This is a genomic window from Microbacterium sp. APC 3901 (assembly GCF_030407765.1).
Taxonomy (GTDB): Bacteria; Actinomycetota; Actinomycetes; order Actinomycetales; family Microbacteriaceae; genus Microbacterium.
The window spans coordinates 1-15580 of sequence record NZ_JASDCU010000004.1 but is presented as its reverse complement, the minus strand read 5'-3'; the positions used below and the strand labels follow the sequence as shown (position 1 = coordinate 15580).

The window sequence follows — 15580 nt, the reverse complement described above, 5'->3', positions numbered from 1 at the left end:
CACCATCGACTCTTCGGAGGCATTCATGCTCAAAGGCTTCAAGGACTTCATCCTCCGCGGCAACGTGATCGACCTGGCGGTCGCGGTCGTCATCGGCACCGCGTTCACGGCGATCGTCACCGCCGTGGTCAACAGCATCATCACCCCGCTCGTCTCCCTGTTCTTCAAGGCTGACGCGACCGGCAACTTCGGACCGCAGCTGCAGAGCATCTACGGCGACACGGTCACGTTCCCGATCGGCGACCTGATCTCGGCGGTCATCAGCTTCCTCTCGGTCGCGCTGGTCGTGTACTTCGTCTTCGTCCTGCCGATGAACACGTTCAAGGCCCACGTCGAGGCTCGCAAGGGCACCCCTGCCGAGCAGCCGGAGGAGGAGCCGGCCGCCGCCACCGAGGCCGAGCTGCTCGTCGAGATCCGCGACCTGCTCGCCCGGAACAGCACGCGCGACTGACGCCCAGCCGCCCTACGACGAAGCGCACGGTCCTGATCGGGCCGTGCGCTTCGTCGCATCCCCCGCAGACGGCTCGAGGGCGTGCGTTCAGTAGTGCGGGGGCACGTCCTGCATCAGTCGATCGTCATTCGGGCCCTTGGGTCCCTTCACGGCCTTCGGCTCCTTCGCGACCTTCTCCGGGTCCGTGTCGGTGCCGGGCACCGGCGTCAGCCGGGCGCGCCTCGATCCGGCGACGCGGACGACCTTCTGCCGGGGTGCGTCAGAGCCGCGTTCGTCAGTCATTCTGCGGATCGGTGAGATCGATCGGCTGGGTGTCGTTGTCGGCACGAGCCGCAGATGCCGAGATGCCCAGGACTCCGGCGATGCGCGTGGCCGCGGTGACCGGGTCGCTGTAGAGGTCGAACGCATGCACGCGCACGTAGTGCCAACCGAGGCGCCGCAGCACGTGCGGGCGCAGTCGGAGCGTCTCGCGCAGCGATTCCCCGCGAGACTCCGGGTCTGACTCGATCACGACAGCCTTGCCGTTGTGCTGGGCGACGAGCGGCAGCAGGCCACGGTAGTCGACGTCGACGGCGGCACCGAGGCGGCGCAGCTCGCGCGCGAGGGCGAGAGTCAGAGGATCGGCGAGGTCCTCGAGGCGCGCATCGCGTGCGCGGGTGGCGAGGCCGCCGAGGATCGACATCAGCGTGGCCGCTCCGTACTCGAGGCGACCGTCGTCGAACGAGGAGGGCCGGATCGACGAGACGATCACCATGGATCGCCGTGCACGGGTCATCCCCACGGTGAGCAGCCGCTCGCCGTCCGGCGTCGAGAGGTCACCGAAGTCGCTGAGAACCCGGCCGTGCTTGGTGAGGCCGTAGCCGAGCGAGAAGATCACGCGGTCGCGGCTCTCGGCGACCGACTCCTCGAGGGTGAGCACCGCGAAGGGCTCGGCGGTGTCGCGGCCTACGAAATCGGCGACATCCGATCGTCCGGCGAAGGCGGAAGTGACCGCGGCGCGCACGCGCTCGGCGTGACGCCTGCTCGCTGTGACGACCATCAGAGACTCGTCCGGGCGGTGCACCGCGTGCTCGACGACCAGCGTGACCACGCGCGCCACCTCGGCCTCGGGGCTCTCCACCGCACCCGACACGGGGTCGGGGGCTCCGGTGCCGCCTTCGACGTAGTCGACGGTGAGGCTGCCACGTCCCAGGTACGAGCCCGCCCAGGGCAGGGAGACGATCTCGCCGCCGTAGAACGCGTCGTTGATGAGTTCGGCGAGGTCTTCGCCGCCCGCACGGTAGCTGCGTGTGAGGGTCATCACCGGAAGCAGCTCGGAGAGCCGCTCGAACACCGACACGGAGTCGAACGGAACCTCGTGCTCCCACTCGGAACCGGGGTCGACGGCGACGTGGAACGCGGTCGGCAGCTGCGTGACCGGGTCGCCGAATGCGACGACCTGACGGGCTCGACGGATCGCCGGGGCGGCTTCTGCCAGGTTGATGGCGGCCGCATCGACGAGGAGGACCGTGTCGAACTCCACTGAGTCGGGGATCTGCGGCACGAGGTAGGGCGATGAGATCCAGACCGGTGCCAAGACGTCGACGAGGGTGGGCGCCGAGCTCACGATCTCGGCCGTCGTCGTCGCCGACTGCTTCAGCGCTCGTCTCAGGTTCTGGGATTCCTGCGGCTCGTCGACGATCGCGATCTTCCACTGGTTCGCGAGCTGCCACGCGAGCAGCGGACCCGCCATCGCCGCGTGCGCCTCATCGACGAGACGGAAGTCCCGCTCGAGCCGATCGACCACCGCCGTGTTCGCGCCGAGCAGCGCCCGGTCTTCCTGCAGAGCGCGTTCGAGCAGCGTCTGCCACCACGCGAATTCCAGCTCGTCGCCCACGCGCGACTCGGCGACGTGGCGAACGGACAGCTCCGCGAGCAGCGGTTCGAGACCGAGTTCGGCCAGCCGATCGCGCAGCTGCGCACGCTCCACGAGGTTGTCGAAGACATCGGATTTCGCGGCGAGGCCGGCGAGAGTGCGCACGAGCCGGGCGACGGGGAGCGTCGAGAGCGGCTCCCTGCGTCCGAGTGCGACATCCAGCTCTGAGAGCTCTGCGGTGACGCGCTGCCAGGAGGCGTAGACGTCGGCGAGACCGAGCGGGACCTCGGGCGCGACACCGGCTTCCACGAATCGCTGCCACTGGGTGCGCTGCGCCTGGATGCGCAGCAGCGACTCGTGCATCTCGGTGACGTGCACACCCGGGCGGACGTACTCCTTCGCGAGTCGACGCAGACGGCGCCGATTGGCTCCGGACATCGCCGGCGCATCGCGTCGAGACCCGTGCGCCTGGATCAGCTCCCCGAGAGGGCGTTCGAACACCGTGGGACTGAACCGATCGAGGGAATCACGGATGCCCTGCAGGAGCCGCAGGTACTCGCCGAGCTCGTCGATGGTCGAGAACGGACGCATGTGCGTCTGGGCGATCAGTGCGTAGCCCCGCTCGAGCAGAGCGGGCACGCTCTCGGAGTGCAGACGCGCCGCCAGCTGGTGCGCGGACTTCGCGGCCTCCGTGCTCGAGAAGGTCACGCCGTACCAGGGTGAGTCGTCGGGGCCGAAGCGGAACTCGCCCAGACGCGCCGCCTGTGCGAGCGCGGCGGCCGCCGACGAGCGGTCGTCGGCGAGACGGCGGAGGGTCTCTGCACTGAGCCGCGCGGTGGTCGACGGCGGAGTGGGCAGGGAGGCGAGCCTCGTGAGGTGTCGCGTGGCGTCGAGCACCGAGGAGTTCGTCCCCGACACCGGAGCGGTGAGAGCATGCCGGTAGTCCCGCAGCACGGCGCGCAGACGCACCAGCGCGTCATCGACGTCGCTGACCTTCGGAGCAGTCGCCTTCTCGTTCCGGCCGATCGCACGTACGAGGTCGCGGCGCACACTCGCGGGTGAGACGGCCAGACTGTCGAGTCCGATGCCGGAGAGGCGATGCCGCACACCGTCGAGCGTCGAGCGCCGAGCCGAGACGACGAGCACGCGCTTGCCTGCGCGCACGAGTTCACCGAGCGCATTGATCACTGTCTGCGTGCCGCCGGTCCCGGGGAGCGTCGCGACGGTCAGCGAGTGACCGGCCGCGATCTTCGCGAGAAGGGCCTCCTGCTCGGCATCCGCGTCGAGCAGCAGATTGTCGGATGCCGGTGCGCGGTCATCCGGTCCGGTGTGGTGGGGATCGGGTCTGCGAGCGGAGACCTGCTCGCGGTCACCCACGTGTCCGGCGAGGGCGTTGAGCACGACATGGTCGAGGCTGCCACCGTCGCGGGACATCGCCCCGCCGACGTCGGCGAAGGTCGAGACCACGAGCCGCGGCAGCACCGTGAACGTGTCGATCGATCGCGTCGTGGCCCGCAGGCTGTCGATCACAGGCTGGGGCTTGAAGATCCCGCCGTCGTAGGCGAGGGCGGCGAGCGCGGCCGCATCGATCGTGATGCCGAAGTGCTCGCGTGCGATCCGCACGAGCTCCGGGTTCACTTCGAACGCGCCCTGCAGCTTGAGCTCGAAGTCGGAGTGGTGCCGGCGGATCGCCAGAGGCCGCAGAAGCACGGGCGCCGAGAACTCCGCCCCGCCGATGCGCCATCCGGCGACCCCGACCGCGAGGTGCACGGCTTCGATGCCGCGGACGGTGCGCAACTCGGTGTTCTTCGCGGTGATCCGCTCAGCGGCGAGCCTCGCGGTGCGCAGACCGACCTCGTCGCGATAGAGATTCGACAGCAGGGTCGATTTGCCCGTGATGAACTGGGGAAGGCTGCCAGGGTGAGCCTTCGAGATGTCGATGCCGGACTCGACCGTGTCGCGGAAGTTGACGAGCGGCGACAAGCCGCCGAGGTCGGCGGCCTCCGCACGCAGACGGGTGCGCTCCGCCTCTGCGGCGTGCGCGATGCCGATACCGGAGACCGGCTCGTGCAACTCGCCGAGGGTCACTGCGGCATCGGTCGCTGCGTCATCCGCAGCCTTGCCTTCACGTCGCCACACACCTCACACACTAAGCGTGCCTCGCCGCACAGCCGGTATCCCTGGCGGGTTTCACCGTATTTCCGCCCTTCAGAGGCCTGCAGCGGGTGCATGCGGACTGCTTCTGCACCCAGGCCGCGAGTCAGCGAGGTCTCCCCCGCTCGTGCCCACGACGATGCCCGTGCCGGATCGGTGCGGTCAGTATGGAGGCATGACCTTCCGCTACGACTTCGCACCGACCCCGTTCGGAGACGCCCTCGCCGTGTTCTCCGACGAGGGTCTCGTCCGATTCGACCTCTCGGAATCAGACGATCCCTCGGTTCCCTGGGTTCTCGAGAGCGTCTCGGGCCAGCTTCGCGCCGTCCCCGAGCCCGACCCGGGAGCAGCCGACGAGCTCACCGAGCTCCTCGATGCGTACTTCGACGGTGCTCCCGTGCGCTTCCAGGATCATCTGGCCTTCGACTGGCGGCTCGTCGACGGGTTCGCCCGCACCGCGCTGCAGACGATCAGCACGATCGAGTGGGGAGAGACGATGAGCTACGGCGAGATCGCGGCGCTGGCTGGTCGCCCCGGTGCCGCCCGCGCCGTCGGCACCGCCTGCCGCCTCACGCCTTTCTCGATCGTCGTCCCCGTCCACCGCGTGGTGCGGTGGGACGGAACGGCGGGGCAGTACGGCGCGCATCCCGAACGCAAGAGATTCCTGCTCGACCTCGAGTCGCACCGCTGACCGCATACGACGTGGACCCCGACGAGTAGGCCGTCGGGGTCCACGTTCGCATCACCTCCGGATCAGTGATCCACAGCCTTCTCCGCTCCGAACCCGGTCAGCGAGCGGACCTCCATCTCGGCGGCCAGGAGCGGCGACTCCTTGGTGCGGCTGGTGACGGTTCCGAGCCAGCCGAGGAAGAAGCCGAGCGGGATCGACACGATGCCCGGATTGTTCATCGGCCACAGGACGATGTCGATTCCGGGGATCATCGACGTCGGCGAACCGGAGAACACCGGCGACAGGACGATGAGGATGATCGCCGCCGCAAGACCGCCGTACATGCTCCAGACGGCCCCCCGCGTGTTGAATCGTCTCCAGAACAGCGAGTAGAGGATCGTCGGCAGATTCGCCGAGGCGGCGACCGCGAAGGCGAGCGCCACGAGGAAAGCGATGTTCTGCCCCTGCGCGCCGATGCCGCCGACGATGGCGAGAATGCCGATCACGACCACCGTTCGCCGCGCGACGCGCACCTCGCCGTCAGGGTCGGGCTCGACCGGGTTGCCTGCGGAGTCCTTCTTGCCCTTCTGGATCACGTTCGCATAGATGTCGTGTGCGAACGAGGCGGCCGCCGTGATCGTGAGTCCGGCGACCACGGCGAGGATGGTCGCGAACGCGACCGCCGAGATGAAGCCGAGCAGCACCGGTCCGCCCAGATACAGAGCGAGCAGCGGAGCGGCCGAGTTCGGTCCGCCCGGTGCTGCCGCGATCACATCTGCACCGACGAGCGCGCCTGCTCCGTACCCGAGCACCAACGTCAGCAGGTAGAAGCCGCCGATGAGCCAGATGGCCCACACCACCGAACGACGGGCCTCCTTGGCCGTCGGCACCGTGTAGAAGCGCATCAGCACGTGCGGGAGTCCCGCGGTTCCGAGCACGAGAGCCATGCCGAGGGAGACGAAGTCCCACGGGTTCGCGCCGTACTGAAGGCCCGGCCCGAGGATGGCGTCGCCCTTGTCGGAGTTGGCCACGGCTGCCTCGAGCAGCGTGTTGAGGCTGAACCCGTTGATCGCGAGCACCCAGATCGTCATCGCGATGGCGCCGCCGATGAGCAGGAACGCCTTGACGATCTGCACCCAGGTCGTGCCCTTCATACCGCCGATGAGGACGTAGACGATCATCAGCAGACCGACCACGGCGATCACGATCGACTGCCCGACCCGGCCGTCGATTCCGAGCAGCAGCGACACCAGGCCGCCGGCACCCGCCATCTGCGCGAGCAGATAGAAGAAGCACACGGCCAGCGTCGTGATCGCGGCCGCCATGCGCACCGGGCGCTGCTTCAGACGGAAGGACAGCACGTCGGCCATCGTGAACTTGCCGGTGTTGCGCATGAGCTCGGCGACGAGAAGCAGCGCGACGAGCCAGGCGACGAGGAATCCGATCGAATACAGGAATCCGTCGTAGCCGTTGATCGCGATCGCTCCGCAGATTCCGAGGAACGACGCCGCGGACAGATAGTCGCCGGCGATCGCGAAACCGTTCTGCGGACCGGTGAACGAGCGCCCGGCGGCATAGTAGTCGGCCGCCGTCTTGTTGTTCTTGCTCGCGCGGATCACGATGAACAGCGTCACCGCGACGAATGCGCCGAAGATCGAGATGTTGAGAATGGGATTGCTCTCGACTGCGACAGCCTGGGTCGCAGTGTGGATGACGTTCATGCCTCCGCCTGCGCCTTCTCGAGTTCGTCACGGATCTCGGTCGCTATCGGGTCGAGTCTGCGATTGGCGAACGCGACATAGCCCATCGTGATCGCGAATGTGGTCACGAACTGCCCGAGACCCATGAGCAATCCGACGGTGATATCACCCCACACCTTCTGCGACATGAAGTCGATCGCGAATGCGGCGAGCAGGACGTAGACGAAATACCAGATGAGGAAGAACGCCGCGAGCGGGAAGATGAACGATCGCTGCGTCTTCTTCAACTCGCGGAATCGTGGTGATTGCTCGACAGCGATGTAGTCGATCGCTCCCGGCGAATCTGCCGTCGGATGGTCGGTCATGGGGCCTCCTTGCCTCATGTGCTGCGGCTCGCGCCGGTTTCCCAGGCGAATGATAGGGTCGACGCTACGAAACGGGGAACAGCGCCGTCACCCCCGAAAGTAGGTAGTCGTGACCACATCGACCGAGATGGAATCAGAGACGGAGCTCGTCGCCAGAGCGGTGCGCGAGCTCGCTCTGCGCACCCGGTTCCCCGTCACCTTCGGAGGACTCGTCGACGAGGGAGTCGTCAGCGTCACCAGCATCGTCGGCAACCGCACCCGCAGCCTCGACGGACTGCGGGTGAGGCCCGAACGGGGACTCGGCGGGCGGGCGATGATGGAGCTGCGCCCCCGGATGACCAGCGACTACGGGTCTTCGCAACAGATCACCCATGACTACGACGTGTTCGTGCTCGGAGAGGGGCTGCGCACGCTGCTCGCTCTTCCCATCATCGTGAGCGGTCGCCCTCGAGGTGTCCTCTATGCCGGCACCTGGGACACGACACCCGTCGGAGGCGTGACGACCGCTCCGGCGATGCAGGTCGCGCAGTCGGTGGCGGAGGAGCTTCGCGTTCGCGACGAGGTGGAGCGACGACTGCGCGCGGTGACACCGGCATCCGAATCCGTCGCGCCGCGCCATCGCGAAGAGCTGCGCGAGAGCTTCGCAGAGCTTCGCAGCATCGGGGCGTCCGTCGACGACGCCGACCTGCGCGCGCGGATCGCGCAGGTGGAGCAGCGTCTCGTGATGCTCGCGGAGGATGCCGTGCCGGCGAACACCGGACCGATCTCGACCGTTCATCTCTCCCGTCGGGAGACCGATGTGCTCGCCTGCGCGGCCCTGGGAGCGACGAATGCGGAGATCGCCGGCCAGCTCGGCCTCCGAGAGGGCACGGTCAAGGCCTACCTCGGCACGGCGATGTCGAAGCTCGACGCGTCGACCCGCCATGCGGCCGTGGCCAAGGCGCGCCGCGCCGGGCTGCTCCCCTGAGCCTTCTGCACGCGCGACGATCGCCGAGCAAGAGCTGCACAGGCACTGCCCAGCGCCGACGGCTATCGTGAATACTGGTCGGTGAACCCCGGCCCCGGACGAGGCAGACCAGTACCCGGTGAGCGAAAAGACTGGTCCGAAAGGACCATCATGTCGTGGATCGTGCTGATCGTCTCCGGAGTCCTCGAGGCCGTGTGGGCGACTGCCCTCGGCAAATCCGAAGGACTCACCAAACTGTGGCCCAGCATCATCTTCGCGGGCGGGCTCGCCCTCTCCATGGTCGGGCTCGCATTCGCGATGCGTGATATCGCAACGGGTACCGCTTATGCGGTATGGGTGGGAATCGGCGTGACACTCACCGTCATCTGGGCGATGGTCACGGGTGACAGCGAAATCTCCTGGGCGCGGATCCTGCTGCTTCTCGGACTCGTCGGGTGCATCGTCGGCCTGAAATTGATCGACCCCGGTCACGCATAACATCTCGCGACACGTTTGTCGGGAGTATTGTCATTTCCATGGCAAGAAGAATTGTGCACCAGTTGGTCGATGACATCGACGGAAGCGTCCTGGACGTGGGCGAAGGCGAGACCGTACATTTCTCGCTGAATGGAACCTCTTACGAGATCGATCTGAATACCGCGCACGCAGAGGAATTGCGCGCGGCATTCGAACCGTACATCTCGGCGGGGCGTCGGGCAGGCTCGGCCGTGTCAGCACGATCGGCCGCACCCCGCAAGCGCGCCGGGCGCAACCCCGAGGTCGCTGCGATCAGGGCGTGGGCGAACGACAACGGCTACACGCTCTCGGAGCGGGGCCGCATTCCCGCTCCGGTCGTCGAGGCGTACAACGCCGCGCACTGACTCACTCTGAGGTCGCGACTCCGGGTTGGGCCCACGGCTCATCCCGGAGCGTGATCTCCTTGGCCATGTCCGAGAGGAATCGGATGACCACCTCACGCTCATCCGCCGTCAGCCGAGCCGCTGAGTAGAAGCGCTTCGCCTGCTGTCGGCCCACCGTCTCCATCGCGGCCTGTCGCGTCTCCGGAGTGATGGTGATCGCAAGAGCACGCCGATCTGTCGGGTGCGGTGCGCGCCGGATGTGACCGCCCTTCTCCAGGCGGTCGAGCAGCTTGGTCGTCGATGCCGTGGATATCCCGAGATGGGTCGCTATCCCCCCAGGAGTGGCCGTCGCACCGCGGTTCTCGCAGACGATCAGATAGTGCAGTGCACGCATATCCGTGTCATTCAGGCGCATGTAGCGCCGCGAGGCGAGCGACAGCTTCTGCTCGGCGTCCCTGAGCTCGCCGAGGGCACCCATCACCAGCGCGATCTGGCGCAGGTCCTCGGGCGCGACCCCTGACCGGTCGATCAGAGTGCTCCGCGGATCCGCCGACTCGACGTCGTAGATCGCGGCGTGCGAGAGTCCGTCGGGCGACATCTCCTCCTGTCGCGAGAGCACACCCGACGCGCCGCTCCCGCGGGGGGTGGCGTCGGGTCCGTCGTGCATGACATCATGCTACACACGAATGTTTCATGTTATGTTGATTATTAGCTAAGCTAGCGAAAATCGAGGAGGTTCCCCCGTTGGATGAGGTCACCCTCCTTTCTGCAGACGGAGTCGCGATCGGCACCCGAGCGAAAGACACCGTTCACACCACCGATACCCCTCTTCACCTGGCGTTCTCCTGCCACGTCTTCGACCGTGACGGGCGACTTCTGGTGACGCGCCGAGCACTCGCGAAGCGCACGTGGCCGGGAGTCTGGACCAACAGCTTCTGTGGTCACCCGCGACCCGGCGAGGACATCACGGACGCGGTGCATCGCCGCGCGAAGGACGAACTCGGGCTCCGCCTCACCGACGTCTCCGTGGTGCTGCCCGACTACCGCTACCGGGCCGTCGACGCGAGCGGGATCGTCGAGAACGAGATCTGTCCCGTCCATGTCGCCATCGCAGACGGCCCCCTCTCCCCCGACCCCGACGAAGTCGCCGAATGGGCATGGGTAGACCCGGCGGAGTTCGCCGACTCCGTCATCGGCGCCCCCTTCGCCTTCAGCCCCTGGCTCGTCGAGCAGCTCCCCCAGCTCCGCGACCTCGGGGTGGTGTGACCATGAGCGTGACCGTGACGCAGGCCGCGCCGCGAGAAGACATGAGCACCCGCGTCGAATCGGTGCTGCGTCAGCGCTTCGACCTTCACTGCGAGAACGCCGAGGCGTACGGAAGCGAATTCGCGGCACTCTGGCGTGCGACAGCAGACCATGCCCTCGGCGGCAAGCTCGTGCGCCCCAGGCTGCTGCTCGACATCCACCGCGCACTGGTCCCGGCCGCCGACGACAGCGCGACCACGGCCGCCGTCGACATCGCGACGCATATCGAGCTGCTGCACTACGCCTTCCTGCTCCACGATGACGTCATCGACGGTGACCTCACCCGCCGCAAGCGACCGAACCTGATCGGACAGCTCGCGGCAGGTGCGCCAGGCGCCTCCGAGGAGGGCTCGCTGCACTGGGCGAGATCCAGTGCGATCCTGATGGGCGATCTGATGCTCTCGGCGGCGATCATGGGCTTCGCCCGGGCAGAGGTCTCGGCGCCCGCGCGACGACGTCTGCTCGACCTCGTCGAGCAGACCATCCTCGAGACGGTGGCCGGTGAGCACACCGATGTCGCGCTGAGCCACGGGATCATCGCCTCAGACGTCGACACCGTTCTCACCATGAGCGTCTACAAGACGGCGACCTACTCGTTCTCCCTGCCGCTGCGAGCGGCGGCGCTCCTCGCCGACGCCTCGGCGTCTGCCGAAGCGACGCTGCACTCCGTCGGCCGCCATCTGGGCCTCGCATACCAGCTGCAGGACGATCTGCTCTGCGTGTTCGGCGACCACCGCACGCACGGCAAGGATGCGTTCTCCGATCTGCGGGAGGGCAAGGAGACAGCTCTCATCGCCTTCGCCCGCTCGACGAGCACCTGGGAGCGCATCGCCCCCCGATTCGGTTCCCCAGACCTGAGCCTGCAGGACGCCACCGCGATGCGCGATCTGCTGCGCGACTGCGGAGCCGAGCGATTCGTCGTCGGGCTCATCGGCGATCAGCTCGACGCGGTCTACGCGCTGCTGTCCGAGGCGGAGCTCGCCGGCGAGATCAGCTCGGACGCTGCACGGTCGATCCTGGTCTCCGCTTCTCGTCTCGAAGGACGCCAGGCATGAGCGCGATCCCTCACGACGCGTCGAGTGCGAGTCTGGGGCGGTTCAACCGCGCCGCCGACACGGCATCCACCGAGGTCATCCGCACCTACTCGACGTCCTTCGGACTCGCGACCCGACTGCTCGGCGAGAGACACCGTCAGCACGTGCGCAACATCTACGCGATGGTGCGCATCGCCGACGAGATCGTCGACGGCGTCGCCGCACAGGCAGGACTCGACGAGTCGGCCCAGACCGACGCGCTCGCGTCGTATGTCGCCGAGACCCACCGTGCGATGAGCGTCGGATACAGCACGGACCTCGTGCTGCACGCCTTCGCGCGCACGGCGAGAGAGAGCGGGATCGGCGAGGACCTCACGCAGCCCTTCTTCGACTCGATGGCCGCCGACATCGCCGGCGACACCGACTTCACCGCGTACGACGCGGCGGCGCATGACCGCTATGTCTACGGCTCCGCCGAGGTGGTCGGGCTGATGTGCCTGCGGGTGTTCCTGCGCGACGAGGAGCGCACGACCCGCGAGCTCGAGACGCTGACCCACGGAGCACGACAGCTCGGCGCAGCGTTCCAGAACGTCAACTTCCTGCGCGACCTCGCAGACGACACCGAGCGTCTGCAGCGCGGGTATCTCGGCGACAGCGGCCGGCTCACGGATGCCGATCGCGACGACTGGGTCCGCACGATCACCGTGCAGCTCGACGACGCGGCGCGCTCGATCCCCCTTCTGCCCAGAGACTCGCGCGCGGCCGTGCGCAGCGCCCACGCGCTGTTCGCCGCGCTGACGAGACGCGTGGCGAGGACTCCGGCCTCGAGTCTGTACGAGCGCCGCGTGCGCGTCCCCGATCCGATCAAGGCGCTGCTGGCGGCGCGATCGGTGCTCGTGACGGCGCTGGAGCGGAACCGATGAGTCGGGTCGCGGTCATCGGCGCCGGCGTCGCCGGTCTCGCTGTCGCCGGACTCCTCGCCCGCGACGGCCACGACGTGACCGTCTACGAGAAGAACAGCCGGGTCGGCGGTCGCGCGGGAACCATCGAGCGCGACGGCTTCCGGTTCGACTCCGGGCCGTCGTGGTACCTCATGCCCGAGGTGTTCGATCACTTCTTCGAGATGATGGGCACCTCGACCCGGGAGCAGCTCGACCTGACGCTCCTCGATCCCGGATACCGCGTCTTCCAGGCGCCGGGTTCGGACGGGCGGCCGTCACCGTCCGTCACGGTGCCCACCGGGCGCGCGGCGGTGTCACGTCTTTTCGAGTCTCGCGAGCCCGGCTCAGCGCAGACCCTCGACGCGTACCTCGACTCGGCGCACGACGCGCGCGTCATGGCGGAACGCTACTTCCTCTACAACCCGTTCACGCGGTTGCGCACGCTGATGACGCCGGAGGTGCTGCGAGCCCTTCCTCGCCTCTTCACTCTGCTGGGCACGCGCCTGCAGTCGTTCGCCGCTCGACGCTTCCGCGATCCGGTGATCCGTCAGCTGCTCGGATACCCCGCGGTGTTCCTCGGCACGGATCCCCGCACCGCCCCGGCGATGTACCACCTCATGAGCGCTCTCGACCTCGACGAGGGCGTCAGCTACCCGCAGGGCGGGTTCTGGCGGGTCGTCGAGCGCATCGCGGAACTGGCCGAGGCGGCAGGCGCCAAGATCGTGCTGGATGCCGATGTCACGTCGATCAGCACCGGCATCCGGTCGGGCGCACCGAGCGTGACCGGTGTCGAGTGGCGCGACTCAGCAGGTGTCGCGCATGCGACCGAGGCCGACATCGTCGTCTCCGGCGCGGATCTTCACCACACCGAGACGTCACTGCTCCCGCCGCACCTTCGCACGTACCCCGATTCGTGGTGGCAGCGGCGCACGAGCGGGCCGGGTGCCGTGCTCGTGATGCTCGGCGTTCGCGGTTCTCTGCCCGAGCTGCCGCATCATTCGCTGTTCTTCACCGACGACTGGGATGCCAACTTCGACGCCATCTTCGGCGATTCGCCCGAGATCCCTTCCCCGGCCTCGACCTATGTCTGCCGTCCGAGCGCCACCGACAGCAGCGTCGCACCCGAAGGACACGAGAATCTCTTCGTGCTCGTGCCGATCCCGGCTGACACGGCCTTGGGCGCGGGGGGCTCCGACGGTGGCGGATCAGCCGCGATCGAGCAGGCGGCCGACGCCGCGATCGACCAGATCGCGAGTTGGGCCGGCATCGACGACCTGCGCGAGCGCATCGTGGTGCGTGAGACGAAGGGCCCGGCTGACTTCCTCGAGGACTACAACTCATGGCGGGGCGGGATGCTGGGGCCTGCGCACATCCTCTCCCAGAGCGCGATGTTCCGAGCTCAGAACGAGTCGCGCCAGGTGTCCGGGCTGTATTACGCGGGCGCCACGACCGCACCGGGAGTCGGTGTGCCGATGTGCCTCATCAGCGCCGAGATCGTCCTGAAGCGCATCCGCGGAGACCACTCCAGCGGGCCCCTCGATGTCTCGGCCACCGCTGCGTCCCCGCGCGGGACAGCGTGATGGGCTTCGTGTATCCCGCACTCCTGGTCGCCACGCTCGGATGCATGCTGCTGCTCGACTGGCGATTCCGGCTGTTCTTCTGGCGCGATGCCGTGACCGCGGCCATCGTGTCGACGGTCGGGCTCGCGTTCTTCCTCGTCTGGGACATCGCAGGCATCGCCGGGGGAATCTTCTTCCGCGGCGATTCGGCCATCGCGACGGGGATCGTGCTCGCACCCGAGCTGCCGATCGAGGAGCCCGTCTTCCTGCTCTTCCTCGTCGTGTGCACGATGGTCGTCTACACCGGTGCCGTGCGGATCCTGACACGGCTGAGCCGGCGATCGAGCGAGGTCCCGCGGTGACCTACCTCGAGCTCTCCGCGTGGTTCGTCGGCGCCGCAGTGGTGGCGGCCGTCATCCTGTGCGCCGTCTCCGGTCGGTATCGCGCCCACCTCGGCGCGATGGCCGTGACCATCGTGGTGCTCTTCATCCTCACCGCCGTGTTCGACACGGTGATGATCGCGACGGGCCTGTTCCACTATTCCGCCGATCACCTGCTCGGCGTGCACATCGGTCTCGCGCCTCTCGAGGACTTCGCCTACCCGCTCGCCGGGGCGGTGCTGCTGCCCGCTCTGTGGGCGGCGCTGCGCGCCCGTCGACGCGCCCGCGCCGGCATCCGGGTCACCGACGAGGAGCCCTCATGACCTCATCGACGCGCGACTCCGTCGGACGCGACATCGCTCAGATCCTTCTGTCATCGCGTCCGATCAGCTGGATCAACACCGCCTTCCCGTTCGCAGCCGCCTACCTTCTCAGCACGCGCGAGATCGACCTCACGCTGATCATCGGCACGCTGTACTTCCTGGTGCCCTACAACCTGGCGATGTACGGCATCAACGACGTGTTCGATTACGCGTCGGACCTCGCCAATCCGCGCAAGGGCGGGATCGAGGGCGCGCTGCTGTCTCCCCGCATCCACCGGGCGACCCTGTGGGCGGCGGTCGTGACGAACGTCCCGTTCCTCGTCTACCTCGTCGCGGTCGGAGACCCCGCGTCGTGGCTCTGGCTGGCGGTCAGCGTGTTCGCCGTGATCGCCTACTCCGCACCGGGACTCCGGTTCAAGGAGCGGCCGTTCCTCGATTCGACGACCTCGAGCCTGCACTTCGTCACCCCCGCGATCGTGGGTCTCGCTCTGGCCGAAGCGTCTGTCACACCCACGGCAGTCACCGTGCTCGTCGCCTTCTTCCTGTGGGGCATGGCCGCACACGCCTTCGGAGCGGTGCAGGACATCGCGCCCGATCGCGAAGGGGGCATCGGCTCGATCGCGACCGTGATCGGAGCCCGCGCGACCGTGCGGCTGTCGATCGCGCTGTGGACGCTGGCCGGCACAGCGATGCTGTTCACGTCGTGGCCGGGGCCTCTCGGCGCCGCGCTCGCGCTGCCCTACATCGTGAACGCCGCGCCCTGGTGGAACGTCACCGACGAGACCTCCCCCGGCACCAACCGCGCCTGGCGGCGTTTCATCTTCCTCAATTACTTCGCCGGGTTCCTCGCGACGATGATCCTCATCCTCGCCTGGGTCTCCTGACGTCCCCCTGCCGATCCCCGCCCTGCACGTCCCGAGAGGTACCCGATGTCCAGCCCTGAGCACGCGCCCGTCCCGCCGACCAGAGTGCGCGCGCGGCGCCACTCCTGGGCGCGTGTCCTCATCCCTGTCGCGCTGATCCTGGTGTGGCTGGTC

General features: G+C 67.8%; 17 protein-coding genes and 1 riboswitch. Of the genes, 12 read left to right on the top strand and 5 right to left on the bottom strand.

Annotated elements, in window-relative coordinates; all coding sequences use genetic code 11:
* The first annotated feature begins 25 nt into the window (after positions 1-25).
* Entirely contained in the window at positions 26-451 is a 426-nt protein-coding gene (gene mscL / locus QMA07_RS04540; protein WP_290160274.1) for a large conductance mechanosensitive channel protein MscL, read from the top strand.
* Between the two features lie 87 nt (positions 452-538).
* Here mscL and QMA07_RS04535 read toward each other — a convergent pair whose 3' ends face one another.
* Both QMA07_RS04535 and QMA07_RS04530 read right to left on the bottom strand, forming a co-directional pair.
* The gene (locus QMA07_RS04535) at positions 539-733 is read right to left on the bottom strand and encodes a hypothetical protein (protein ID WP_290160273.1); all 195 of its coding nucleotides are present in this window, start codon (positions 731-733) and stop codon (positions 539-541) included.
* Positions 726-4394, bottom strand: a complete 3669-nt coding sequence (locus tag QMA07_RS04530; RefSeq protein ID WP_290160524.1) for an AAA family ATPase — start codon at positions 4392-4394, stop codon at positions 726-728. The genes QMA07_RS04535 and QMA07_RS04530 overlap by 8 nt, the downstream gene beginning before the upstream one ends.
* A gap of 241 nt (positions 4395-4635) precedes the next feature.
* Between QMA07_RS04530 and QMA07_RS04525 the strand changes: the two genes are divergently transcribed.
* A complete protein-coding gene (locus QMA07_RS04525; protein WP_290160272.1) occupies positions 4636-5151 on the top strand; it encodes a methylated-DNA--[protein]-cysteine S-methyltransferase in 516 nt (171 codons plus the stop codon).
* A gap of 62 nt (positions 5152-5213) precedes the next feature.
* On the opposite strand, the gene QMA07_RS04520 is transcribed toward QMA07_RS04525, so the two are convergent.
* Together QMA07_RS04520 and QMA07_RS04515 are read right to left on the bottom strand one after the other, a co-directional pair.
* Positions 5214-6851: a cation acetate symporter gene (locus QMA07_RS04520; RefSeq protein ID WP_290160271.1), complete on the bottom strand. Its 1638-nt coding sequence runs from the start codon at positions 6849-6851 to the stop codon at positions 5214-5216.
* Positions 6848-7195, bottom strand: a complete 348-nt coding sequence (locus QMA07_RS04515; RefSeq protein WP_140037672.1) for a DUF485 domain-containing protein — start codon at positions 7193-7195, stop codon at positions 6848-6850. The genes QMA07_RS04520 and QMA07_RS04515 overlap by 4 nt, the downstream gene beginning before the upstream one ends.
* Positions 7196-7304: 109 nt before the next feature.
* On the opposite strand from QMA07_RS04515, the gene QMA07_RS04510 reads away from it, so the two are divergent.
* The 3 genes from QMA07_RS04510 to QMA07_RS04500 all read left to right on the top strand — a co-directional run bounded on the left by QMA07_RS04510 (position 7305) and on the right by QMA07_RS04500 (position 9022).
* Entirely contained in the window at positions 7305-8162 is an 858-nt protein-coding gene (locus tag QMA07_RS04510) for a LuxR C-terminal-related transcriptional regulator (RefSeq protein ID WP_290160269.1), read from the top strand.
* Positions 8163-8234: 72 nt separating this feature from the next.
* Positions 8235-8302, top strand: a riboswitch (guanidine-III (ykkC-III) riboswitch).
* Between the two features lie 10 nt (positions 8303-8312).
* Positions 8313-8639 carry a multidrug efflux SMR transporter gene (locus QMA07_RS04505; protein WP_290160268.1) on the top strand — a complete coding sequence of 109 codons (327 nt, stop codon included), beginning with the start codon at positions 8313-8315 and terminating at the stop codon, positions 8637-8639.
* Between the two features lie 38 nt (positions 8640-8677).
* Positions 8678-9022, top strand: coding sequence for an Lsr2 family protein (locus tag QMA07_RS04500; protein ID WP_140037674.1), 345 nt, complete (start codon positions 8678-8680; stop codon positions 9020-9022).
* Between the two features lies 1 nt (position 9023).
* On the opposite strand, the gene QMA07_RS04495 is transcribed toward QMA07_RS04500, so the two are convergent.
* Positions 9024-9599, bottom strand: a complete 576-nt coding sequence (locus tag QMA07_RS04495) for a MarR family transcriptional regulator (protein ID WP_290160523.1) — start codon at positions 9597-9599, stop codon at positions 9024-9026.
* Positions 9600-9745: 146 nt separating this feature from the next.
* On the opposite strand from QMA07_RS04495, the gene idi reads away from it, so the two are divergent.
* From idi to QMA07_RS04460, 7 genes are read left to right on the top strand one after another with little or no spacing between them, the layout of a single operon-like run.
* Positions 9746-10267 (top strand): isopentenyl-diphosphate Delta-isomerase, encoded by a 522-nt coding sequence (gene idi, locus QMA07_RS04490; protein ID WP_290160267.1) that lies wholly within the window; start codon positions 9746-9748, stop codon positions 10265-10267.
* 41 nt (positions 10268-10308) lie between these two features.
* On the top strand, positions 10309-11361 hold the full coding sequence (locus QMA07_RS04485; RefSeq protein ID WP_290160266.1) for a polyprenyl synthetase family protein: 1053 nt from the start codon (positions 10309-10311) through the stop codon (positions 11359-11361).
* Positions 11358-12263, top strand: coding sequence for a squalene/phytoene synthase family protein (locus QMA07_RS04480; RefSeq protein ID WP_290160265.1), 906 nt, complete (start codon positions 11358-11360; stop codon positions 12261-12263). The genes QMA07_RS04485 and QMA07_RS04480 overlap by 4 nt, the downstream gene beginning before the upstream one ends.
* Complete coding sequence (gene crtI / locus QMA07_RS04475; protein ID WP_290160264.1) at positions 12260-13861, top strand: phytoene desaturase family protein; 1602 nt, start codon at positions 12260-12262, stop codon at positions 13859-13861. The genes QMA07_RS04480 and crtI overlap by 4 nt, the downstream gene beginning before the upstream one ends.
* Positions 13861-14202, top strand: a complete 342-nt coding sequence (locus tag QMA07_RS04470) for a lycopene cyclase domain-containing protein (RefSeq protein ID WP_290160263.1) — start codon at positions 13861-13863, stop codon at positions 14200-14202. The genes crtI and QMA07_RS04470 overlap by 1 nt, the downstream gene beginning before the upstream one ends.
* Positions 14199-14543 carry a lycopene cyclase domain-containing protein gene (locus QMA07_RS04465; protein WP_290160261.1) on the top strand — a complete coding sequence of 115 codons (345 nt, stop codon included), beginning with the start codon at positions 14199-14201 and terminating at the stop codon, positions 14541-14543. The genes QMA07_RS04470 and QMA07_RS04465 overlap by 4 nt, the downstream gene beginning before the upstream one ends.
* Positions 14540-15427: a prenyltransferase gene (locus QMA07_RS04460; RefSeq protein ID WP_290160260.1), complete on the top strand. Its 888-nt coding sequence runs from the start codon at positions 14540-14542 to the stop codon at positions 15425-15427. Before QMA07_RS04465 ends, QMA07_RS04460 begins: the two co-directional genes overlap by 4 nt.
* Positions 15428-15580: the final 153 nt, after the last annotated feature.

Excerpts from the sequence above, each read along its gene's own strand:
- mscL (WP_290160274.1), top strand. The coding sequence starts at position 26 with ATGCTCAAAGGCTTCAAGGACTTCATCCTCCGCGGCAACGTGATCGAC.
- QMA07_RS04535 (WP_290160273.1), bottom strand. The coding sequence starts at position 733 with ATGACTGACGAACGCGGCTCTGACGCACCCCGGCAGAAGGTCGTCCGC.
- QMA07_RS04525 (WP_290160272.1), top strand. The coding sequence starts at position 4,636 with ATGACCTTCCGCTACGACTTCGCACCGACCCCGTTCGGAGACGCCCTC.
- QMA07_RS04520 (WP_290160271.1), bottom strand. The coding sequence starts at position 6,851 with ATGAACGTCATCCACACTGCGACCCAGGCTGTCGCAGTCGAGAGCAAT.
- QMA07_RS04515 (WP_140037672.1), bottom strand. The coding sequence starts at position 7,195 with ATGACCGACCATCCGACGGCAGATTCGCCGGGAGCGATCGACTACATC.
- QMA07_RS04505 (WP_290160268.1), top strand. The coding sequence starts at position 8,313 with ATGTCGTGGATCGTGCTGATCGTCTCCGGAGTCCTCGAGGCCGTGTGG.
- QMA07_RS04500 (WP_140037674.1), top strand. The coding sequence starts at position 8,678 with ATGGCAAGAAGAATTGTGCACCAGTTGGTCGATGACATCGACGGAAGC.
- QMA07_RS04495 (WP_290160523.1), bottom strand. The coding sequence starts at position 9,599 with ATGTCGCCCGACGGACTCTCGCACGCCGCGATCTACGACGTCGAGTCG.
- QMA07_RS04485 (WP_290160266.1), top strand. The coding sequence starts at position 10,309 with ATGAGCACCCGCGTCGAATCGGTGCTGCGTCAGCGCTTCGACCTTCAC.
- QMA07_RS04480 (WP_290160265.1), top strand. The coding sequence starts at position 11,358 with ATGAGCGCGATCCCTCACGACGCGTCGAGTGCGAGTCTGGGGCGGTTC.
- crtI (WP_290160264.1), top strand. The coding sequence starts at position 12,260 with ATGAGTCGGGTCGCGGTCATCGGCGCCGGCGTCGCCGGTCTCGCTGTC.
- QMA07_RS04470 (WP_290160263.1), top strand. The coding sequence starts at position 13,861 with ATGGGCTTCGTGTATCCCGCACTCCTGGTCGCCACGCTCGGATGCATG.
- QMA07_RS04460 (WP_290160260.1), top strand. The coding sequence starts at position 14,540 with ATGACCTCATCGACGCGCGACTCCGTCGGACGCGACATCGCTCAGATC.